The sequence below is a fragment of the Variovorax sp. Varisp46 genome (assembly GCF_059491885.1).
The window spans coordinates 3,713,842-3,733,318 of the sequence record NZ_CP168515.1 but is presented as its reverse complement, the minus strand read 5'-3'; the positions used below and the strand labels follow the sequence as shown (position 1 = coordinate 3,733,318).

The window sequence follows — 19,477 nt, the reverse complement described above, 5'->3', positions numbered from 1 at the left end:
GGCCGGGGAATGCAATACATTCCCCGGCCCCGTATTCAATTCAGAAGAAGCTTTCTACATGCGCTTGGCGTCATTCCAGATCACCAACTTTCGCTCGATCAACGACAGCGGTCTCATCGATTCCACACAGCAGATCACGGCGGTCCTCGGACGGAATGACAGCGGTAAATCGAACCTGCTGCGCGCACTCCACAGCCTGAACCCGGCAGAGGGCCTGGCCGAACTCAGCCCCATCAAGGACTTCCCGCGCCACCGGCGGCTCGAGGAGTGCACTGGCGAAACGCCGGTCGTCTTCACGCGCTGGAGCCTCGACGAAAGCGAGCAGGCCGAGCTGGCCGGGATCCTGCCGCGCGCGGCGGGCGTGCGCCACGTCACGGCGGCCCGTGGCTATGCCACCGCGCGCCGGGCCGGGCTCGAAGGGCTCAATGCGCTGTCGCTCGACGTGAGCGACATCAAGGGCAAGGTCCGCAGGATCGTGCCGGCCGTGAAGGCCGCCGCCGAAAAGGTCGCTGAGGAAGCGAAGGCGACGCTCGAGCAGGAGGCCGACACCTTCGATGCCGCGATGATCATGAGCCCCGACTACATCAAGTGGTCGGCCGGCGCGGTCAAGGCGGCGCAGGCCCTGCGCAAGGCGCTGGCCGCGGCGGGCGCCGAACTCAGCGACAAGCAGGAGCAGATGCTGGCCGAGCTGGAAGACATGGCCCTGTCCATCGCCAATGACGCGCCCGCGCTCGCCCGCGCGCAGGCCTGGGTGATCGAAAAGCTGCCGCGCTTCATCTACGTCGACGAATACCCGGCGCTGCCCGGCCGCCAGAACATCGCCGAGTACCTTGGGCGCCAGGGCTGGGGGCAGCTCACGCCCGCGCAGCAGAGCTTCGGCAAGCTGTGCAAGGTCGCGGGGCTCGATCCGCAGCAGCTGCAGGACCTGCTGGAAAAGAACGACCAGGCCACGCGCAACCAGCTCGCCAATCGCGCGGGCTCGGTGGTGACGGCCGAGGTCCGCCGCCTGTGGAAGGACCGTGCGCTGAAGGTGCGTTTCAACCTCGACGGGCAGTACCTCGACACGCTGGTGTCCGACCCGAACGGCGCCTACGAGGTCGAAGTGAACCTCGACGAGCGCAGCCGCGGCTTCCAGTGGTTCTTCTCGTTCTACATCGCGTTCTTTGCTGACACGAAGGGCGGGCGTGCGGAAGACGCGGTGCTGCTGCTGGACGAACCCGGGCTGCACCTGCACCCGCACTCGCAGGCCGACCTGCTGGCGCACTTCGAGAAAGACTTCGGCAACCAGATCATCTACACCACGCACTCGCCGTTCATGGTGCCTGCGCATCGGCTCGACTCGGTGCGCACGGCCAGCCTCGGCGAGACCAGCGGCACCACCGTGAGCAATGCCGCGGAGGGCGACGAGCGCACGCTGTTCCCGCTGAAGGCTGCACTGGCACTGAGCCGGCTTGGGAGCGAGCCGGTGGAGGTGGAGGCCGCGAAGGCCGTGGCTGTGAAGGCGGAGCCGACGAAGCCGGCGGCTGCAAGAACGGTGACTGCAGAGGGTGTGAAGCCTGTCAGGGCGGCCAAGCCCGTGGAGGTGATGCCTGCCGCCGTGGCCGCGCCTGCCGAGGCGGTCGCCGAGCAGGTGGAACCGGGCTGATCATCCGCGCGCGGCCTGCCTCGTGACCGGGGTGGGCGGGACTTCGTCGCCCTCCTTGAACATCCGCTCCCCCGCAAAGTCCACAAACGCCCGCACCTTCGGCGACAACTGCCGGCTCGACGGCCACAGCGCCGAGAACTGCCCCTGCCGCACGAGGTGCGTGGCCAGCACGCGCTGAAGCTCGCCGCGGTACAGCGAATCGCGCGCCAGGAAGTCGGGCATGTAGGCCACGCCGAGTCCGGCCACGGCCGCGCCCAGCATGGCTTCCATGTTGTTGCACAGCAGGCCGGGCGGCAGTTGCGCGGGCAGCCCGGGCAGGTCCCATTCCTCGACCTTGCCGCCGGTCACGAACTTGTAGCGCAGGCAGGCGTGCTGTATCAGGTCGGCCGGCACCTGCGGCACGCCGTGGCGTTCGAGATAAGCCGGTGAGGCCACCAGCACGAACTGGAACGGGCCGAGCCGCCGCGCCACCAGTTGCGAATCGACCAGATCGCCGCTGCGAATTGCCACGTCGACGCCCTCGGCGATCACGTCGACCAGCCGGTCGTTGAAGTCGAGGTCGAGCTCGATCTCGGGGTAGCGCGCCTTGAAGTCCGGCAGGATCGGCAGCAGGAAGCGGTAGCCGATGGTCGGCAGGCTCACGCGCAGCCGGCCGCGCGGGGCGGCGACGGCGTCTTGCATCATGGCGCGCGCATCGTCCAGCTCGTCGAGGATGCGGCGGCAGCGCTCGTGGAAGAGCGCGCCTTCCTGCGTCAGCCGCGTGTGGCGCGTGGTGCGGTTGAAAAGGCGCACGCCGAGCTGCTGTTCGAGCCGTGCGACGTTCTTGCCCACAGCCGAAGCCGAGATGCCCAGCTGCCGGCCGGCCTTGGCAAAGCTCAGCTGGTCGGCCGCACGCACGAAGGATTCGAGTCCGCTGAAGCTGTCCATGGATTAGCAACCCTGGGTTGGGAGTGTGAGGATCAATGGCGCCATTTTCATTCCATTGATTCCTTTCTATCTTCTGTGGCTTCCTTTCTCCTGCGTGAAAGCCTTCGATGTCCACGTCTTCCCCCAACAAGAACTGGCTGCTGGCCGCCGTCTGCCTGGCGGCGCTGGGCATGCCGCTGAGCTTCACCGGCCCGGCGGTGGTGGTGCCCGCGGTCCGCGATGCACTGGGCGGCAGCCCGGTGCAGCTCAACTGGGTGACCAACGCCTTCATGCTGAGCTTCGGCGCCACGCTGATGGCGGCCGGGGCGCTGGCCGATGCCTATGGGCGCAAGCGCGTGTTCCTGCTGGGGCTCGCGGTGGTGGCACTGAGCAGCTCGCTACTGACGCTGGCCCCGGGCATCGTCGCCTTCGATCTGGCGCGGGCCCTGCAGGGGCTGGGCTCGGCCGCGGCCTTCGCGGCGGGCACGGCCGCGCTGGCGCAGGTGTTCGACGGCGCGGCGCGCACGCGGGCCTTCAGCCTGATCGGCACTTCGTTCGGCGTGGGGCTGTCGTGCGGCTCCATCCTCTCGGGCTGGCTCGCCGAGAGCTTCGGCTGGCAGGCGGTGATGCTGAGCCCCGGCGCGGTCAGCCTCGTGGCGCTGTGCATCGCCGCGCCGAGCATGCGCGAGTCGCGCAATCCGGATGCCATGGGGCTCGACATGCCAGGCACAGCGACTTTCACCGCCGCGCTGAGCCTGCTGACGCTCGGCGTGCTGCAGGCGCCCGACAGCGGCTGGGGCAGCCCGTGGGTGCTTTGCGCGCTGGCGGGCGCGGCGCTGATGGGCGCGGCCTTCATCGCCATCGAGCGGCGCGTGGCGCATCCGATGCTCGATCTGTCGCTGTTCCGTTTTCCGCGCTTCGTGGGCGTGCAACTGCTGGCTGCCGCGCCGGCCTATGGCTTCGTCGTACTGCTGGTGCTGCTGCCGATCCGCTTCATCGGGCTGGAAGGGCGCAGCGCGATCGAGGCGGGGACTTTCATGTTCGCTCTCTCGGGGCCGATCCTCGTCGTGCCGACGCTGGCGGCATCGCTTGCGCACCGGTTCTCGGCGGGCGTGATCTCGGCCGTGGGGCTGCTGGTGTGCGCGGCGGGGCTGTTCTGGCTCAGCCGCTGCGCGCCGGGCACGCCGCTGCACGACATCGTGTGGCCGCTGTTGTTGATCGGCGCCGGCATCGGCCTGCCGTGGGGCTTGATGGACGGGCTGGCCGTGAGCGTGGTGCCGCGCGAGCGTGCGGGCATGGCATCGGGCATCTTCAACACCGTGCGAGTGGCGGGGGAGGGGATTGCGCTGGCGCTGGTCGGGGCCGGACTGACGGCGCTGGTGACGCTGCAGCTGGGCCATACCGCCGCCGCATCCCAGGCGGCGCAGCGGATGACCACCGGGAACATGTCGCAGGCGCTGGCCCTGCTGTCCGGCATGGACCGCGCGGCGCTGCTGCATGCCTACGGCGCCGCATTCGGCACGCTGCTTTGCGTGCTGGCAGGCGTGACGGTGGTGACGGCGCTGGTGGTGTTCGCGTTCCTGCGTGGCGAGACTCCCGCCGAGGCTGGCGCCGTGGCGCTGGAGTCGACGGCCTGTTGAGACCTGCTCAGGCTTGCGCGGCCGCCTCGAAGATGTCGCGCAGCCACTGCGTGAACACTCGCACCCGCGACGACAGCTGCCGGTTCTGCGCGTACAGCACCGAGACCGGCATCGGCGGTGGCGCGAAGCCGGGCAGCAGCACCTTCAGTCGCCCGTCTGCAAGTTCGCTGGCCACACGGTAGCGCGGCACCTGCACCAGCCCCAGGCCCGCGACGGCCGAGCCGGTGTACAGGTCGGCGCCCGTCACCGAGACGATGCCGCCGAGCTGCACGCTCGTCACCCGCCCGTCGACCGTGAATTCGAGCGGCACCGCCTTGCCCGTGGCGCTGGAGATGTAGTGGATGGCGCGGTGCGCCGACAGCGCTTCCACGCTCTCGGGCTCGCCGTGCTGCGCCAGGTAGGCCGGGCTCGCGACCGTGACCTGCGGCAGCAGCGCCACGCGCCGCCCGACCATCGATGAATCTTGCAGCGTGCCCGCGCGCAGGACGCAGTCGACGCCTTCGCGCACCAGGTCGACCAGCCGGTCGTCTTCGCCGATGTGCAGTTCCAGGTCGGGATATCGCGCCAGGAACGCCGGCAGCGCGGGCACCACGAAATGCCGCGCCAGCGTGCCCTGCAGGTTCACGCGCAGCAGCCCCTTGGGCGCCTCGTCGCGGAACAGGCCTTCGGCCTCTTCGACGTCGGCCAGCAGCCGAACGCAGCGGCGGTAGTAGGCCTCGCCGTCCTGCGTGAGGCGCACGGTGCGGGTGGTGCGCTCCAGCAGCCGGGTTCCCAGGCGCTGCTCCACGCGCTTGATCAGGTTGGTGACGGTGGCGCGCGGAATCTGCAGGTCTTCGGACGCCTGCGTGAAGCTCTGGCGCTCGGCGATGCGCACGAAGGCCAGCATTTCCTGGAAGCGGTCCATGGCCGGGCTCCGAATCTATTGTTGAAGTAAATGGAATGGTAATGGCGATTCAAGGCTAATTATCTTTAGATTGGAACGATCGATCATTCGTCTCACCAACCAACCACTGCAAAGGAAACAGCCATGAACAAGCCCTCCAATTCCAAAGTCGCCCTCGTCACCGGCGCATCGCGCGGCATCGGCGCCGCCATTGCGTGGCGTCTTGCCAGGGACGGCTTCGCGGTCGCCGTCAACTACGCGTCGAGCCCGGCGCAGGCCGACGCCCTCGTCGCCGAACTGCAGGCCGCCGGCGGCAAGGCTCTCGCGGTCAAGGCCGACGTGGCCAGCGCCAGCGAAGTGCGCGCCATGTTCGACGCCGTCGAGGCGCAGCTCGGCAAGGTCGACGTGCTGGTCAACAACGCCGGCGTGCTCAAGACCGTGCCGCTGGCCGAGCACACGGACGCGCTCTACGACCAGACCTTCGACATCAACGTGCGCGGCACCTTCAACACGCTGCGCGAAGCCGCCACGCGCCTCAACGAGGGCGGGCGCGTCGTCAACTTCTCGAGCACCACGCTCGCGCTGAACATGCCCGGCTATGCGATCTACAACGCCACCAAGGCGGCGGTCGAGGCCTTCACGCACGTCTTCGCCAAGGAGCTGCGCGGCCGAAACATCACGGTGAATGCCGTGGCGCCGGGCCCGATCGCCACCTCGCTGTTCCTCGACGGCAAGACCGACGAACAGATCCAGGCCTTCGCCAGGATGCCGCCGCTGCAGCGCCTCGGCCAGCCCGAGGACATCGCCTCGGTGGTGGCCTTCCTCGCCGGCCCGGACGCGGGCTGGGTCAACGGGCAGGTCCTGCGCGCCAACGGCGGCGTGGCCTGAGCCATTCGCTTTCTCGGATCAACCCAACCCATACGGAGAAACCTCATGCAAAAGCAGATCATCCTGGTCACCGGTGCCGGCACCGGCATCGGCAAGCTCGGCGCGCAATCGCTGGCCGAAGCCGGCCACGTCGTCTACGCGTCGATGCGCGACATCGCGGGCCGCAATGCCGGCCGCGCCGCCGAACTGCGCTCGCTCGCCGCGGCGAAGAGCATTCAGCTCCACCCACTCGAACTCGACGTGCTCTCGCAGGACTCGGCCGATGCCGCCGCCGCGACCATCGTGCGCGAGCAGGGCCACCTCGACGTGGTGATGCAGAACGCCGGCCACCTCGTGGTCGGTCCGACCGAGGCCTTCACGCCCGAAGAGATCATGAAGGTGTTCGACATCAACGTGCTCGGCGCGCAGCGCGTGAACCGCGCGGTGCTGCCGTACCTGCGCAGGCAGGAATCGGGGCTGATGCTGTGGATCAGCAGCACCACCACCAAGGGCGGCTTTCCGCCGTTCATGGGCCCTTATGGCGCGGCCAAGGCGGCGATGGATTCGCTGGCCGTCACGCTGGCCTACGAGATCGCGCGCTTCGGCATCGAGACTTCCATCGTCGTGCCGGGCGCCTTCACCAGGGGCACCGACCACTTCCCGAGCGCGGGCAAGCCGGCCGATGCCGCGACCGCCGCCGCCTACAGCCGCTACGACGGCGTGATGGACCAGATCGGCGAACGCCTCTCGGCGCTGACGCCCGACAACGCCGACCCGCAGGCCGTGGCCGACGAAATCGTGCGCATCGTGGGCCTGCCCGCCGGCACGCGGCCGATGCGCTCGTTGATCGACTTCGTGGGCGACGGTGCTACGGAGGTGTTCGAGGTGTCGGAGCGTGTGCGCATCGAGTTCGCGAAGCGCATCGGCATGGGCGATCTGCTCGAAGCGAAGGTACGGCGCCAAGAGGCCAAGAAGCTAAGAGGAAGTTAAGGGAGGCGTCATAAAAGGTGGTTCGATCTTCCTGTCCAATAGCGGCATGGAAAACCCACCCCACGACCTCGCGGAACGCGTGACCGAGCTCGAGATCAAGTCGAGCTACGCCGAAGACCTGCTCGACCAGCTGAACATGACGATCTACCGCCAGCAGCAGCAGATCGACCGGCTGATCCTCCAGGTCACGCAACTCAAGGAACAAGCGCAAAGCGCGGGTCAGGACGGCGCCGCGCGCAACCCGCGCGACGAGCTACCGCCGCATTACTGAGTCAGGAAGATCAGCCGTGCGAGTGCCAGAGCACGGCGAAGAAATGGCAGGTGCTGCCCGCCAGCACGAACAGGTGCCACACCGAATGCGCGAAGCGCACCTTGTTGTCGAACAGGAAGACCACGGCGCCCGCCGTATAGAAGAGCCCACCGGCCACCAGCCAACCCAGCCCCGCCGGTGACATGCGCTCGTACAGCGGCACCGCAGCCATCAGCGCCATCCACCCCATTGCCACATAGAGCCCGGTCGACCACAGCGGATGCTGCAGCCGGTTGAACAGCTTGGCGCTCACGCCCAGCACGGCCGCCGCGCAGATGGCGCCGAACAGCGTCCACCCCAGCGGACCGCGCAGCACGCCGAACACGAAGGGCATGTAGCTGCCCGCGATGAACAGGTAGATGGCCGCGTGGTCCAGCCGGTTGAACCAGGCCTTGGCCCGGCCCATGGGCAGTGCGTGGTACAGCGTGGAGATCAGGTACAGCACGATGGCCGTGCCCGCAAAAAGACAGGCGCCGACCACGCCCGCGGCCTGCCCCTTCTGCGCCGCGTTGTAGACCAGGATGGGCAGCGCGGCGATGGCCAGCGCCAGGCCCAGGCCGTGGCTCAGGGCATTGAAGAGTTCTTCCATCGCCGTCTGGTCGCGGGCTGCCAGCACGGAGGTGCGCTGCGAGGGTTGCGTCTGGGAGGGAGCTGTCGTCATCGGAACCTCATGCAGATGGAGGGATGCAGTGGTTGCCTACTTGACCTGCTGCTTGCCCAGCTTGCGCGCCAGCGTGCGCCGGTGCATGCCGAGCCTGCGCGCGGTCTCCGAGATGTTGAAGCCGGTTTCGGCCAGCGTCTCGTGGATGCGCTCCCATTCGAGCGTCTTGATCGAGGTCGAGCGGTTGGTCAGCTCGACCTCTGTGGTGCCGGCGGCGCGGCCGAAGGCGGCCTCGATGTCGTCGGTGTTCGACGGCTTGGCCAGGTAGTGGCAGGCGCCGAGCTTGATGGCCTCGACGGCGGTGGCGATGCTGGCGAAGCCCGTCAGCACCACGATCAGCATCTCGGCGTTGTGCCGGTGCAGCATCTGCACGCAGGCCAGGCCCGAGGCCTCGCCGTTGAGCTTGAGGTCGACCACCGCGTAGCCCGGCGACGAGGTGGCGAGCAGCGCCTCGACGTCTCCGAGGTTATTGGCGAGCGCCACGGCATAGCCGCGCCGCTCGAAGGAGCGGCCGAGTGTGCGCGCGAAGGCGTCGTCGTCCTCGACGATCAGCAACTGGCGCTCAGCTCCGGTTTCGGTCATGGCCTTCCGTTTCGATGGTCTCGCCGTCGAGGACCTCTTCGTCCCCTGCTGCTTCTTCCAGCACGATGGCCGCGAGCGGCAGCGTGATCGTCACGATCGCGCCGCCCTCGGGCCGGTTGGCCGCCGCGACGCGGCCACCCACGGTGCGCGCCACGTTGACGACCAGGAACAGCCCCAGCCCGCCGCCGGGTCGCCCCTTGCTCGACTGGTAGGGCTTGCCGAACTCCTTCAGGATGGCCGGCAGGAAGCCGGGGCCCGCGTCGGTGACCGTGATCGTCAGCGCGTCGGCGTCGTGCGCCGCCTCGAGGCGCAGCCAGTGCGGCGACGCCTCCAGCGCATTGTCGAGCACGTTGCAGATCATCTGCTTCAGCGCCGAGTCCGAGACCATGGGCAGGTCGCGGCCGAAGCGATTGTCGTATTCGAAATCTTCCACCGGGCGGGTGGTGCGCCACTCTTCGATCAGGTCGTCGAGGAAGGTGCTGACCGTGGTTTCTTCCGACGATTCGCCGCGCGCCTCGCCGGCCGACAGCAGGATGCCGCTCACGATGCTCTTGCAGCGCTGGATCTGCAGCTCCATCTCGGCCACCTCGGTCAGCAGCTCGGGGTCGGAGCTGAAGTGCGGCAGCCGGCGCCAGTCGCCCAGGATCACCGCCAGCGTGGCCAGCGGCGTGCCCAGCTCGTGCGCCGCACCCGAAGCCAGCAGGCCCATGCGCACGATGTGCTCTTCTTCCGAGGCGCGCTGGCGCAGGTCGGCCAGCCGCGCGTCGCGCGCGCGCAGGTTGCGGCTGATGCGGGTGATGAAGATCACGAGCAGCGCCGCGTTCAACGCGAAGCACACCAGCATGCCCTGGATGTAGGGGCTCCACAGGCCGCGGTCGTGGTCCAGCGGCAGCGCGAGCGGACGCGAGAACAGCGCCAGCCCGGCGAAGCAGATGCTGGTGATGACCACGATGGTCCAGGTCGACCAGGGCTTCAGCAGCACCGCCCCCAGCGTCACCTGCAGCAGGAACAGGAACACGAAGGGGTTGGTGGCGCCGCCGCTCAGGTAGAGCTGCGCGGTGAGCGTGGCCACGTCGACCAGCAGCGCGAGGAACAGTTCGCCGTTCGTCACGCGCCGGTGGTTGCGCGAGCGCAGCAGGCTGACCATGTTGAAGAGCGCCAGGCAGGCCAGCACCTGCAGCATGTGGTCCAGTGGCAGGCGGATCGCGAAGCCGTAGTGCACCACCAGGATGGTGACCACTTGCCCGACCACGGCGAACCAGCGCAGCTGGATCAGCTGCTGCATGTTCTGGTGGCCGGTGGCGTTGTCGAGGCTCGCGACACCGGCGCGGGGGGCGTGCAGCTCCCCCGCGATCGCCTCAATCGCGGTGGGCATCTTCGGCAGGGCGGGTGTCGGCATGGGCCGCATTTTCGCTGCGCCGCACGAACCAGGCGGCGATCAGCACCATCAGCGCCAGGCCATACCAGGTCAGGGCGTAGACGAGATGGCTGTTGGGGAAGGCGATGACCGTGAGGCCGGCGGCGGGCCACGCGGGGGTGTCGGCGTCGGCCATGGCCTGCGCGGGGGGCGCCTCGGCATCGACGAAGTAGGGCGCGACGTTGTTCAGGCCGCGCGCCGCGGCAATGGCCTGCACGTCGCGCGAGAACCAGCGCTCGCCGGCCGGATCGTTCTTGCGCAGGAAGCCGCCCTTGGGTTCGGTCAGGCGCAACAGGCCGGCGACGGTGGTTTCGCCCTGCGGCTCGGGCGCGGTGCGGGCCTGGCGTTCGCGCGCCTCGGGCGGCACGAAGCCGCGATTGACCAGCACCACGGTGCCTTCGGTCGTGCGCAGCGGGGTCAGCACCCAGAAGCCCGGGCCGAGCTTCGTGCTGGCCTGCACCAGCGTTTCCTTGTCATGGAGGAAGATGCCGGCGAGGCGGACATGCCGGTATTCGTCGTTGGCCGCGTTGACGGTGGGCCATTCGGTTCGCCCGGGGGCCGTGGCGGCCGGGGCATGCACGCGCTGGTCGACGCGGGCGATGAGATCGAGCTTCCAGGCCCTGCGCTCGACCTGCCAGGTGCCGAGCGCGATGAAGCCGGCAAAGGCGAGAGCGGCGCAGACCGCCAGCGCTACCCGCGCCACCCGCGAGGTATCGGAACGCTGGCGCGCGGCCTGCTGCGCCATCAGGGCATGTTCTTCATGTCGTGCATCGAGTGCGGCATCATGTTGGTGTTCATGTGGTACATGACCCACAGCGAACCGGCCAGCGTGATGACCACGAGCACCAGCGTGAAGATCAGTGCCAGCATGTTCCAGCCGCCTTCGGACTTGGCGTCCATGTGCAGGAAGTACACCATGTGCACCACGATCTGCACCACGGCAAAAGCCAGGATGACCAGCGCGGTGGTGCCTGGCTTGTCGAAGACCTTGCCCATCACGATCCAGAACGGAATGGCGGTGAGGATCACGGCCAGCACGAAGCCGGTCATGTAGCCCTTGAAGGTGCTGTGGCTCACCGGGCCGTCGTCGTGGCCGTGGTCGTCATGGCCATGGGCGCCATGGCCGGCGGTTTCGATATGCGCGCTCATTGCAGCGATCCCATCAGGTACACGAAGGTGAAGACGCCGATCCAGACCACGTCCAGGAAGTGCCAGAACATCGACAGGCACATCAGGCGTCGGCGGTTGGCGGCGGTGAAGCCGTGCTTGGGCAGCTGGATCATCAGCACGATGAGCCAGACGATGCCGAAGGTCACGTGCAGCCCGTGGGTGCCCACCAGCGCGAAGAACGACGACAGGAAGGCGCTGCGCTGCGGGCCGGCGCCTTCGTGGATCAGGTGCGCGAACTCGTACAGCTCCAGGCCGATGAAGCCCGCGCCCAGCAGGCCGGTGATGGCCAGCCAGACCAGCACGCCGCCCATGCGGCGCTGCTGCATCTGGAGCACGGCAAAGCCGTAGGTGATGGACGAGAACAGCAGCAGCGAGGTGTTGATCGCCACCAGCGGCAGGTCGAACAGGTCGGCGCCCGAGGGGCCGGCCGCGTAGCTGCGGCCCAGCACGCCATACACCGCGAACAGGCAGGCGAAGACCAGGCAGTCGCTCATCAGGTAGAGCCAGAACCCGAGCAGCGTGCCGTTCTCGGGGTGGTGGTCTTCGTTGCGGACGTTGAACACCTCGAAGGTGGGCACGCTCGAGGCGTTGCCCACGGTGTTCGCGTGGCTGGAGGGGAGGGCGGTACTGTTAGACATGGGCGGCCAGCAGGCGCGTGCGCGCGTCTTCGGTGCGAACGACTTCATCCGCGGGGATGTGGTAGTCGCGCTTGTAGTTGAAGGTATGGATGATCACGGCGGCGAGCATGGAGAAGAAGCCGATGCCGGCCACGAGCCACATCTGCCAGATCAGAGCGAAGCCGCACAGCGCGGCCAGCGCGGCGATGATGAAGCCGGCGGCCGTGTTCTTGGGCATGTGGATCGGGCTGAAGCCTTCCACCGGACGCTCGTAGCCGCGGGCCTTCATGTCGGACCAGGCGTCGTTGTCATGGATGCGCGGCGTGAAGGCGAAGTTGTAGGCCGGCGGCGGCGACGAGGTCGACCACTCCAGCGTGCGGCCGTTCCACGGGTCGCCTGTGGTGTCGCGCAGCGACTCGCGGCGGATGTAGCTCACCACCAGCTGGATGATGAACGAGCCGATGCCCAGCGCGATCAGCACGGCGCCGAAGGCAGCAACCTGGAACCAGATCTGCAGCGACATGTCCTGGAAGTGGTTCATGCGGCGCGTGACGCCCATCAGGCCCAGGATGTACAGCGGCATGAAGGCGAACCAGAAGCCGACGATCCAGAACCAGAACGAGCACTTGCCCCAGAACGGATCGAGCTTGTAGCCGAAGGCCTTCGGGAACCAGTAGGTGATGCCGGCCAGCATGCCGAACAGCACGCCGCCGATGATCACGTTGTGGAAATGGGCGATCAGGAACAGGCTGTTGTGCAGCACGAAGTCGGCCGGGGGAACGGCCAGCAGCACGCCGGTCATGCCGCCGATCACGAAGGTGATCATGAAGCCGATGGTCCACATCATGGGCAGCTCGAAGCGGATGCGGCCGCGGTACATGGTGAAGAGCCAGTTGAAGATCTTCGCGCCCGTCGGGATCGAGATGATCATCGTCGTGATGCCGAAGAACGAGTTCACGCTGGCGCCGGAGCCCATGGTGAAGAAGTGGTGCAGCCACACGAGGTACGACAGGATCGTGATCACGACCGTCGCGTACACCATCGAGGCGTAGCCGAACAGGCGCTTGCCCGAGAAGGTGGAGACCACTTCCGAGAAGATGCCGAAGGCCGGCAGGATCAGGATGTACACCTCGGGGTGGCCCCAGATCCAGATCAGGTTCACGTACATCATGGCGTTGCCGCCGAGGTCGTTCGTGAAGAAGTTGGTGCCGACGTAGCGGTCGAGCGACAGCAGGGCCAGCACGGCGGTCAGCACCGGGAAGGCTGCAACGATCAGAACGTTGGTGCACAGCGCGGTCCAGGTGAACACGGGCATCTTCATCATCGTCATGCCGGGCGCGCGCATCTTCACGATGGTCGCCAGCAGGTTCACGCCGGAAAGCAATGTGCCCACCCCCGCTATCTGCAACGACCAGATGTAGTAGTCGACCCCCACGTCGGGACTGAACAGAATGCCAGACAGCGGCGGATAGGCCAGCCAGCCGGTCTTGGCGAACTCGCCGACGAACAGCGACGCCATCACGAGGCCGGCGCCGAAGGTGGTCATCCAGAAGCTGAAGTTGTTCAGGAACGGGAAGGCCACGTCGCGCGCGCCGATCTGCAGCGGCACCACGAAGTTCATGAGGCCCGTGACCAGCGGCATCGCCACGAAAAAGATCATGATCACGCCGTGGGCGGTGAAGACCTGGTCGTAGTGGTGCGGTGGCAGGAAGCCGGCGTTGTCGCCGAAGGCCATCGCCTGCTGGGCCCGCATCATCAGGGCGTCGGCGAAGCCGCGAAGCAGCATCACCAGGCCCAGGATGATGTACATGATGCCGATCTTCTTGTGGTCGATGCTGGTGATCCAGTCGCGCCACAGCATGCCCCACAGCTTGAAGTAGGTCAGCGCGCCCAGCACGGCGATGCCGCCCAGCACCACGCCCGCGAAGGTCGCGAGCAGGATGGGTTCGTGGAAGGGAATCGCCTCCCAGGAGAGGCGGCCGAAGACGAGCTTCGTCAGGTCTAGGTTCTGCAACATCTTATTCTTCGGTGGTGCACATCGCGGTGACGTACTTGCGCTTGGGCGAATCGAGGGAGTCGGCCTGCCAGGCCTGCTTGGTGGCGACGTTGAAGGCGCCGGGCTTGCCCAGGCCGCCGTCGGCGTCGATGGCCATCATTTCCTTCATGCACATCTTGCTGCGGTCGACGCACAGGTTGAGGATGGCGTCGTACAGCGCGGGGTCCACCGACGCGTAGTGGCGCACGGGCTCGCGTTCGCTCGGCACTTCGAGCTTCTTCTGGTAGAGCTCGCGCGTGAGTTCGCCGTCCTTGCCGGCCTTGACCTTCTGCACCCACTGGTCGAAGTCGCCGTTGCTCAGGCCGTGGAACTTGAAGCGCATGCCCGAGAAGCCGGCGCCGCTGTAGTTGGCGGAGAAGCCTTCGAACTCGCCCGGCTTGTTGATCACCGCGTGCAGCTTGGTCTCCATGCCCGGCATGGCGTAGATCTGGCCGGCCAGCGCGGGGATGAAGAACGAGTTCATGACCGAGGAGGCCGTGATCTTGAAGCTGATCGGGCGGTCCACCGGGGCGGCCAGCTCGTTCACCGTGGCGATGCCCTGCTCGGGGTAGATGAAGAGCCACTTCCAGTCGAGGGCCACCACTTCGACCACCAGCGGCTTGGCTTCGGCCGGGATTGCGCGTTGCGCGTCGAGGCGGCGCAGCGGCTGGTAGGGGTCGAGCGTGTGGGTGCTGATCCAGGTGATGGCGCCCAGCGCGATGATGATGAGCAGCGGCGCCGCCCAGATCGCCAGTTCGAGCTGGGTCGAGTGGTCCCAGTCGGGGCTGTAGGTGGCCTCCTTGTTCGACTGGCGGTAGCGCCAGGCAAAGAAGACGGTCAGGGCGATCACCGGGATGATGATGATCAGCATCAGCACGGTGGAGACGACGATGAGGCGTCCCTGCTGATTGGCGATGTCGCCGGAGGGGTTCATCAACACCGTGTTGCAGCCCGCCAGGAGCATGGCGGAAAGCAGCAGGAGTGATCGGCGAAGGTTCTTGAGGATGTGCATGCCGGGGGAAAAGAGGTGCAGGGGCGACGCAAAAAGACCCCACAATCTACGCTCGAAGACGGGTTTCGCCTATTGGACGTTTTGTCCTATGGCGGTAAATGTGTTTCGGTGCGACGCTCTAGGTTCTCCATGGTCTTTTGTGTCGCGTCCAGGCGTGACACCTGAATTACAGCAAGCAATGACGACGTCCAGCATCAGTCCGCAAGGCGCACAGCCGCTGCCGAACTCGCCCGAGCACGGCGGCGCCCGGCAGGGCGACGACCACTCGCACATCGCCCCCGGCGAGATCGCGGTCGGCGTGATCATCGGCCGCGCCTCCGAATATTTCGACTTCTTCGTCTACGGCATCGCCTCGGTGCTGGTGTTCCCGGCGGTCTTCTTCCCCTTCGAGCAACACCTCGAAGGTGTTCTGTACTCGTTCCTGATCTTCTCCTTCGCCTTCATCGCGCGTCCGTTCGGAACTGTCATCTCGATGATGATCCAGCGACGTTTCGGGCGCGAGGCCAAGCTCACGCTGGCGCTTTTCGTGCTGGGCACCTCCACCGCCGGCATCGCCTTCCTTCCGGGCTACGCGAGCCTCGGCTTCACGGCCATCGTGCTGCTGTCGGTGTTCCGCTTCGGCCAGGGCCTGGCGCTGGGCGGCTCGTGGGACGGCCTGCCTTCGCTGCTGGCGCTGAATGCGCCCGCCAACCGCCGCGGCTGGTACGCGATGCTGGGCCAGCTGGGTGCGCCCATCGGCTTCTTCATTGCCAGCGCGCTGTTCGCCTACCTGTATTCGAGCCTGCCGTCCGAGGACTTCCTCGACTGGGGCTGGCGCTATTCCTTCTACGTGGCCTTCGCGATCAACGTGGTGGCGCTGTTCGCGCGCCTGCGCCTGGTGGCCACCGACGAATACTCGCGCCTGCTCGAGGAACGCGAACTGGAGCCCACCAGCGTGACCGAGCTGGTCCGCTCGCAGGGCGCCAACCTGCTGATCGGCGCTTTCGCCGCGCTGGCCAGCTATGCGCTGTTCCACCTGATCACCGTGTTCCCGCTGTCGTGGATCACGCTGTACTCCGACCAGTCGGTCAGCGAATTCCTGGTCGTGCAGATGATCGGCGCGGTGCTGGCCGCAGCCGGCATCGTGGCCTCGGGCCTGCTGGCCGACCGCATCGGCCGCCGCTTCACTCTGGGCGGCCTGGCCGCCGTGATTGCCGCGTTCAGTGGCTTCGCCCCCACGCTGCTCGACGGCGGCCGTCTCGGCCAGGACATCTTCATCCTGGTGGGCTTCGTGATCCTGGGCCTGTCGTACGGCCAGGCGGCCGGCGCCGTGACCTCGAACTTCGCGCCCAAGTACCGCTACGTCGGCGCGGCCCTGACGGCCGACCTGGCCTGGCTGATCGGCGCGGCGTTCGCGCCGCTGGTCGCGCTGGGCCTGTCGGCCCACTTCGGCCTGGCGTACGTCAGCGTCTACCTGCTGTCGGGCGCGGTCGCCACGCTGGCCGCGCTGGGGCTGAACCGGGCGCTGGCGCGCGACTGACCGGCTGCGCAGCCATTTCTTCCGCAAGGGGCCGTTTTGGCCCCTTTTTCATTAGGATGCCCCGATGTTCGCTGCCGCAATTTTCGACATGGATGGGCTGCTGATCGATTCGGAGCGCCCCATCATGGCCGCCTGGATCGAGGCTGCCCGCACGCTCGGCATCGAGCTTTCGCATAGCGAGTACCTGCAGGTCGTGGGGCTGGCCACCTCCGAGTCCGAACTCATCCTCGCATCGCTGCTCGGCGGCGCGGACGCCTACCGCCATGCCATCGGCCACGTGCGCCAGCGGCTGCAGCTGGCGCGCTCCGACGGCACGCCGCTGTTTCCCATCAAGCCCGGTGCGGGCGAATTCCTGGCGGCGCTGCGCGAACGCGGCACGCGCTGCGCCGTGGCCTCGTCGTCGACCAGCGGGCAGATCCAGGCCTGCCTCGGCAGTCTCGGCGTGCTTCATCACTTTGAGGCTTTCGCGGGCGGCGACGAGGTGGCGCGCGCCAAGCCCGATCCGGCGCTCTACCTGCTCGCAGCCGGGCGGCTGGGCGTGGACCCCGTGGACTGCATCGCCTTCGAGGACAGCGAGAACGGCGCCAAGGCGGCGCTGGCCGCGGGCATGCGCGTGGTGGTGGTGCCCGATCTCAAGCAGCCGCCCGAATCCATCGTCGAGCGGGCATTCCACGTACTCGGCTCGCTGCACGACGCGTTGGCACATCTGCCGCGCTGGTTTCCTTCGCCGGCGGAAAAGCAGCTGCCCGCGTGACCGGGTCTGTTCAGAGCACTTCGTCGCGCAGCTGCGGGAACACCTTCGACACTTTTGCGAGCAGGTAGTCGCCGTAGCGGCCGTTGAAGGCGTGCACGTTGGCGCGGTCCCAGCGCTCGGCGCTGTCGTCGCGTGCCTCGGCGCCGGCGAGCCCTTCGATGCGCTGCACGCGGGCCTCGAAATTCGGATCGAAGAACAGCGGGAACGACAGCCGGTCGCGGCCCGAGGTGTTGCGCTTCACGCGGTGCGGCGTCGACTTGTAGAGCCCGCCGGTCATGCGGTCGAGCATGTCGCCGATGTTGCAGACGAACGAGCCGGGAATCGGCGGCGCGTCGATCCATCCGTCCGGCGTGTGCACGGTGAGGCCGCCCACGGTGTCCTGGTGCAGGATGGTGAGCAGCCCGTAGTCGGTGTGCTCGCCCACGCCCCATTGCACGTCGAGGCCTTCGGGCACTGGCTGCGAGGGGTAGTTGAAGAGGCGGAACAGGATCAGCGGGTCGGCCGTGTAGCGTTCGGCGAAGTAGCTCCCGGGCAGGCCCAGGCTCAGCGCGATGCCTTCCATCAGCCGGTGGCCGAGTTGCGTGACGGCGGCCATGTAGTCGAGGATGGTCTCGCGCAAGCCCGGCACATCGGGAAACAGATTGGGCCCGTGCACCGGCGTCTTCGCCTGCACCAGCGGATGCGTGGCGGGCAGCTCGGTGCCGAGGTAGAGCCCTTCCTTCCAGTCGGGCCGGCCGGAGGTCAGCTCGCCGCCGAGCGGAAAGTAGCCGCGCCACGCGCGCCCGCCCAAGGCCATGCGCCACCGCATCTTGGTTTCCTCGGGCAGGTCGAAGAAGCGGTGGCTCAGGTCTTCGAGCCGCTTCACGAGCGCCGCGTCGACGCCGTGGCCCGTCGCGTAGAAGAAGCCGTGCGCGCGGCAGGCCGCGCCGATCTGCGCGGCGACTGCGTCGCGCCCGGCTGTGCCCGCCACGAGGGGCGCGACGTCGATGAGGGGGAGGGCGGTGTCGGTCATGCGTCTCTCGCAAAGGGCGACCGGATGTCGGCCAGGAACTGCTGCGCGCGCGGATGCTGCGGACGGTTGAAGAAATCGTCGGGCGTGGCGCGTTCCAGCACCTTGCCCTCGTCCATGAACAGAACGCGGTCGGCCACCTCGCGCGCGAAGCCCATCTCGTGCGTCACGCAGACCATCGTCATGCCGTCGCGCGTGAGGTCGCGCATCACCAGGAGCACTTCACCGACCATCTCGGGGTCGAGCGCACTCGTGGGTTCGTCGAACAGCATCAGCGGCGGCTGCATGGCCAGCGCGCGCGCAATCGCCACGCGCTGCTGCTGGCCGCCCGACAGTTCGCTGGGCCACGCATTCGCCTTGTTCGACAGGCCCACGCGCTGCAGCAGTGCCATCGCGCGCTCCTCGGCCTCCTTGCGCGTGAGGCCGCGCAGCTGCATCGGCGCCATGGTGCAGTTCTGCAGCACCGTGAGGTGCGGAAAGAGGTTGAACTGCTGGAACACGAAGCCGATGCGCGAGCGGAAGGCGTTCACGTCGAGGCCGGGCGCATGGATGTCCTGGCCGTCCACGGCGATGCGGCCCGACTGGATCGGCTCCAGCCGGTTGAAGGTGCGGATCAGCGTCGACTTGCCCGAGCCCGAGGGCCCGCACACCACGACGACTTCGCCCTTGTGGATGGTCTCAGTGATGTCGACCAGCGCGTGGTAGCTGCCGTACCACTTGTTGACTTTTTCGAGTTCGATCATGCGGACACCTTGGGTGCAACGGTGGACATGCCGCGGCGCGCAAGCCGGCGTTCCAGCCAGTAGGCGAAGCGCGACAGGCCGAAGCAGAGAATGAAATACGTGCCGCCCAGGATCAGGTAGATCTGCGCGGGCTTGGTGAACACCTGCGTGTTGATCTGCGTCGCGATGAACGACACCTCGGCCAGCCCGATGATGTAGCCCAGCGAGGTTTCCTTGATGGTCGAGACGAACTGGTTCACCAGCGAGGGCAGCATGCTGCGCAGCGCCTGCGGCAGCACCACGAGGCGCATCGCGCGGCCGTAGCCCAGGCCCAGCGCGCGGGCGGTTTCCATCTGCCCGCGGGGCAGGCCCTGGATGCCGGCGCGCACGATCTCCGCGAGGTAGGCGGCGTCGAATATCACCAGCGCGATCAGCATGGTGGTGAACTGGTCGGTCTTCACGCCCGTGACGCTCGGCAGGAAGAAGTAGGCCCAGAAGATCACCATCAGCAGCGGCAGGCCGCGCACCACGAACACGAAGCCCGTGACCGGCCAGCGCAGCCAGCGCCACGGGCTGACGCGCGCGAGGCCGAGCACTATGCCCAATGGCAAGGCGAGTACGAGCCCGCAGGAGGCCAGCAGCAGCGTGAGCACCAGTCCGCCGAGCGGGCCATTCGGGTACTGCCCGATGAGGAAGTAGACCCAATAGTCGTTGATGATCTGCAGCATCGCCCGGCGT

20 protein-coding genes are annotated in these 19,477 nt (G+C 67.4%); 7 read left to right on the top strand and 13 right to left on the bottom strand.

What is annotated here, in order from left to right:
• Window positions 1-58: 58 nt before the first annotated feature.
• Complete coding sequence (locus ACEN9N_RS17560; protein WP_495654163.1) at window positions 59-1,645, top strand: AAA family ATPase; 1,587 nt, start codon at window positions 59-61, stop codon at window positions 1,643-1,645.
• Here ACEN9N_RS17560 and ACEN9N_RS17555 read toward each other — a convergent pair whose 3' ends face one another.
• Window positions 1,646-2,572 (bottom strand): LysR family transcriptional regulator, encoded by a 927-nt coding sequence (locus ACEN9N_RS17555; protein ID WP_007839236.1) that lies wholly within the window; start codon window positions 2,570-2,572, stop codon window positions 1,646-1,648.
• Between the two features lie 107 nt (window positions 2,573-2,679).
• Here ACEN9N_RS17555 and ACEN9N_RS17550 point away from each other — a divergent pair, with 107 nt between their 5' ends.
• Window positions 2,680-4,191 carry an MFS transporter gene (locus ACEN9N_RS17550; protein ID WP_413315356.1) on the top strand — a complete coding sequence of 504 codons (1,512 nt, stop codon included), beginning with the start codon at window positions 2,680-2,682 and terminating at the stop codon, window positions 4,189-4,191.
• A gap of 7 nt (window positions 4,192-4,198) precedes the next feature.
• On the opposite strand, the gene ACEN9N_RS17545 is transcribed toward ACEN9N_RS17550, so the two are convergent.
• Window positions 4,199-5,095, bottom strand: coding sequence for a LysR family transcriptional regulator (locus ACEN9N_RS17545; RefSeq protein WP_413315355.1), 897 nt, complete (start codon window positions 5,093-5,095; stop codon window positions 4,199-4,201).
• 123 nt (window positions 5,096-5,218) lie between these two features.
• On the opposite strand from ACEN9N_RS17545, the gene ACEN9N_RS17540 reads away from it, so the two are divergent.
• Genes ACEN9N_RS17540 through ACEN9N_RS17530 form a run of 3 tightly spaced genes read left to right on the top strand, consistent with a single transcriptional unit; the run spans window position 5,219 to window position 7,202 of the window.
• Window positions 5,219-5,962 carry an SDR family oxidoreductase gene (locus ACEN9N_RS17540; RefSeq protein ID WP_495654162.1) on the top strand — a complete coding sequence of 248 codons (744 nt, stop codon included), beginning with the start codon at window positions 5,219-5,221 and terminating at the stop codon, window positions 5,960-5,962.
• A 45-nt stretch (window positions 5,963-6,007) separates the two neighbouring features.
• Window positions 6,008-6,931, top strand: a complete 924-nt coding sequence (locus ACEN9N_RS17535) for an SDR family NAD(P)-dependent oxidoreductase (RefSeq protein WP_495654161.1) — start codon at window positions 6,008-6,010, stop codon at window positions 6,929-6,931.
• A gap of 46 nt (window positions 6,932-6,977) precedes the next feature.
• The gene (locus tag ACEN9N_RS17530; protein WP_007839244.1) at window positions 6,978-7,202 is read left to right on the top strand and encodes a SlyX family protein; all 225 of its coding nucleotides are present in this window, start codon (window positions 6,978-6,980) and stop codon (window positions 7,200-7,202) included.
• A gap of 10 nt (window positions 7,203-7,212) precedes the next feature.
• Here ACEN9N_RS17530 and trhA read toward each other — a convergent pair whose 3' ends face one another.
• The 8 genes from trhA to cyoA are packed head-to-tail and all read right to left on the bottom strand — an operon-like array spanning window position 7,213 to window position 14,735.
• Window positions 7,213-7,902, bottom strand: a complete 690-nt coding sequence (gene trhA, locus ACEN9N_RS17525; RefSeq protein ID WP_007839245.1) for a PAQR family membrane homeostasis protein TrhA — start codon at window positions 7,900-7,902, stop codon at window positions 7,213-7,215.
• 36 nt (window positions 7,903-7,938) lie between these two features.
• The gene (locus ACEN9N_RS17520; RefSeq protein WP_413315350.1) at window positions 7,939-8,484 is read right to left on the bottom strand and encodes a response regulator transcription factor; all 546 of its coding nucleotides are present in this window, start codon (window positions 8,482-8,484) and stop codon (window positions 7,939-7,941) included.
• Window positions 8,465-9,859: an ATP-binding protein gene (locus ACEN9N_RS17515; RefSeq protein ID WP_495656396.1), complete on the bottom strand. Its 1,395-nt coding sequence runs from the start codon at window positions 9,857-9,859 to the stop codon at window positions 8,465-8,467. The genes ACEN9N_RS17520 and ACEN9N_RS17515 overlap by 20 nt, the downstream gene beginning before the upstream one ends.
• The gene (locus ACEN9N_RS17510) at window positions 9,843-10,646 is read right to left on the bottom strand and encodes an SURF1 family protein (RefSeq protein WP_495654160.1); all 804 of its coding nucleotides are present in this window, start codon (window positions 10,644-10,646) and stop codon (window positions 9,843-9,845) included. Before ACEN9N_RS17510 ends, ACEN9N_RS17515 begins: the two co-directional genes overlap by 17 nt.
• Window positions 10,646-11,050 (bottom strand): cytochrome o ubiquinol oxidase subunit IV, encoded by a 405-nt coding sequence (cyoD, locus tag ACEN9N_RS17505; protein ID WP_007839253.1) that lies wholly within the window; start codon window positions 11,048-11,050, stop codon window positions 10,646-10,648. Before cyoD ends, ACEN9N_RS17510 begins: the two co-directional genes overlap by 1 nt.
• A complete protein-coding gene (cyoC, locus tag ACEN9N_RS17500) occupies window positions 11,047-11,709 on the bottom strand; it encodes a cytochrome o ubiquinol oxidase subunit III (protein ID WP_007839254.1) in 663 nt (220 codons plus the stop codon). Before cyoC ends, cyoD begins: the two co-directional genes overlap by 4 nt.
• Window positions 11,702-13,705 carry a cytochrome o ubiquinol oxidase subunit I gene (cyoB, locus tag ACEN9N_RS17495; protein ID WP_413315346.1) on the bottom strand — a complete coding sequence of 668 codons (2,004 nt, stop codon included), beginning with the start codon at window positions 13,703-13,705 and terminating at the stop codon, window positions 11,702-11,704. Before cyoB ends, cyoC begins: the two co-directional genes overlap by 8 nt.
• Window position 13,706: 1 nt before the next feature.
• Window positions 13,707-14,735: a ubiquinol oxidase subunit II gene (gene cyoA / locus ACEN9N_RS17490; protein ID WP_042674611.1), complete on the bottom strand. Its 1,029-nt coding sequence runs from the start codon at window positions 14,733-14,735 to the stop codon at window positions 13,707-13,709.
• A gap of 178 nt (window positions 14,736-14,913) precedes the next feature.
• Between cyoA and ACEN9N_RS17485 the strand changes: the two genes are divergently transcribed.
• Complete coding sequence (locus ACEN9N_RS17485; RefSeq protein WP_007839257.1) at window positions 14,914-16,254, top strand: MFS transporter; 1,341 nt, start codon at window positions 14,914-14,916, stop codon at window positions 16,252-16,254.
• A 64-nt stretch (window positions 16,255-16,318) separates the two neighbouring features.
• Window positions 16,319-17,008: an HAD family hydrolase gene (locus tag ACEN9N_RS17480; protein WP_495654159.1), complete on the top strand. Its 690-nt coding sequence runs from the start codon at window positions 16,319-16,321 to the stop codon at window positions 17,006-17,008.
• A gap of 10 nt (window positions 17,009-17,018) precedes the next feature.
• Here the strand turns inward: ACEN9N_RS17480 and ACEN9N_RS17475 are convergent, their stop codons facing one another.
• Genes ACEN9N_RS17475 through ACEN9N_RS17465 form a run of 3 tightly spaced genes read right to left on the bottom strand, consistent with a single transcriptional unit; the run spans window position 17,019 to window position 19,467 of the window.
• Entirely contained in the window at window positions 17,019-18,020 is a 1,002-nt protein-coding gene (locus tag ACEN9N_RS17475; RefSeq protein WP_495654158.1) for an isopenicillin N synthase family dioxygenase, read from the bottom strand.
• The gene (locus tag ACEN9N_RS17470) at window positions 18,017-18,760 is read right to left on the bottom strand and encodes an amino acid ABC transporter ATP-binding protein (protein WP_007839260.1); all 744 of its coding nucleotides are present in this window, start codon (window positions 18,758-18,760) and stop codon (window positions 18,017-18,019) included. Before ACEN9N_RS17470 ends, ACEN9N_RS17475 begins: the two co-directional genes overlap by 4 nt.
• On the bottom strand, window positions 18,757-19,467 hold the full coding sequence (locus tag ACEN9N_RS17465; RefSeq protein ID WP_007839262.1) for an amino acid ABC transporter permease: 711 nt from the start codon (window positions 19,465-19,467) through the stop codon (window positions 18,757-18,759). Before ACEN9N_RS17465 ends, ACEN9N_RS17470 begins: the two co-directional genes overlap by 4 nt.
• Between the last annotated feature and the right edge of the window lie 10 nt (window positions 19,468-19,477).

Excerpts from the sequence above, each read along its gene's own strand:
- ACEN9N_RS17475 (WP_495654158.1), bottom strand. The coding sequence starts at position 18,020 with ATGACCGACACCGCCCTCCCCCTCATCGACGTCGCGCCCCTCGTGGCG.
- ACEN9N_RS17545 (WP_413315355.1), bottom strand. The coding sequence starts at position 5,095 with ATGGACCGCTTCCAGGAAATGCTGGCCTTCGTGCGCATCGCCGAGCGC.
- ACEN9N_RS17515 (WP_495656396.1), bottom strand. The coding sequence starts at position 9,859 with ATGCCCACCGCGATTGAGGCGATCGCGGGGGAGCTGCACGCCCCCCGC.
- ACEN9N_RS17520 (WP_413315350.1), bottom strand. The coding sequence starts at position 8,484 with ATGACCGAAACCGGAGCTGAGCGCCAGTTGCTGATCGTCGAGGACGAC.
- ACEN9N_RS17555 (WP_007839236.1), bottom strand. The coding sequence starts at position 2,572 with ATGGACAGCTTCAGCGGACTCGAATCCTTCGTGCGTGCGGCCGACCAG.
- ACEN9N_RS17510 (WP_495654160.1), bottom strand. The coding sequence starts at position 10,646 with ATGGCGCAGCAGGCCGCGCGCCAGCGTTCCGATACCTCGCGGGTGGCG.
- ACEN9N_RS17470 (WP_007839260.1), bottom strand. The coding sequence starts at position 18,760 with ATGATCGAACTCGAAAAAGTCAACAAGTGGTACGGCAGCTACCACGCG.
- ACEN9N_RS17530 (WP_007839244.1), top strand. The coding sequence starts at position 6,978 with ATGGAAAACCCACCCCACGACCTCGCGGAACGCGTGACCGAGCTCGAG.
- cyoD (WP_007839253.1), bottom strand. The coding sequence starts at position 11,050 with ATGAGCGCGCATATCGAAACCGCCGGCCATGGCGCCCATGGCCATGAC.
- cyoC (WP_007839254.1), bottom strand. The coding sequence starts at position 11,709 with ATGTCTAACAGTACCGCCCTCCCCTCCAGCCACGCGAACACCGTGGGC.
- cyoA (WP_042674611.1), bottom strand. The coding sequence starts at position 14,735 with ATGCACATCCTCAAGAACCTTCGCCGATCACTCCTGCTGCTTTCCGCC.
- ACEN9N_RS17540 (WP_495654162.1), top strand. The coding sequence starts at position 5,219 with ATGAACAAGCCCTCCAATTCCAAAGTCGCCCTCGTCACCGGCGCATCG.
- cyoB (WP_413315346.1), bottom strand. The coding sequence starts at position 13,705 with ATGTTGCAGAACCTAGACCTGACGAAGCTCGTCTTCGGCCGCCTCTCC.
- trhA (WP_007839245.1), bottom strand. The coding sequence starts at position 7,902 with ATGACGACAGCTCCCTCCCAGACGCAACCCTCGCAGCGCACCTCCGTG.
- ACEN9N_RS17480 (WP_495654159.1), top strand. The coding sequence starts at position 16,319 with ATGTTCGCTGCCGCAATTTTCGACATGGATGGGCTGCTGATCGATTCG.
- ACEN9N_RS17560 (WP_495654163.1), top strand. The coding sequence starts at position 59 with ATGCGCTTGGCGTCATTCCAGATCACCAACTTTCGCTCGATCAACGAC.
- ACEN9N_RS17485 (WP_007839257.1), top strand. The coding sequence starts at position 14,914 with ATGACGACGTCCAGCATCAGTCCGCAAGGCGCACAGCCGCTGCCGAAC.
- ACEN9N_RS17550 (WP_413315356.1), top strand. The coding sequence starts at position 2,680 with ATGTCCACGTCTTCCCCCAACAAGAACTGGCTGCTGGCCGCCGTCTGC.
- ACEN9N_RS17465 (WP_007839262.1), bottom strand. The coding sequence starts at position 19,467 with ATGCTGCAGATCATCAACGACTATTGGGTCTACTTCCTCATCGGGCAG.
- ACEN9N_RS17535 (WP_495654161.1), top strand. The coding sequence starts at position 6,008 with ATGCAAAAGCAGATCATCCTGGTCACCGGTGCCGGCACCGGCATCGGC.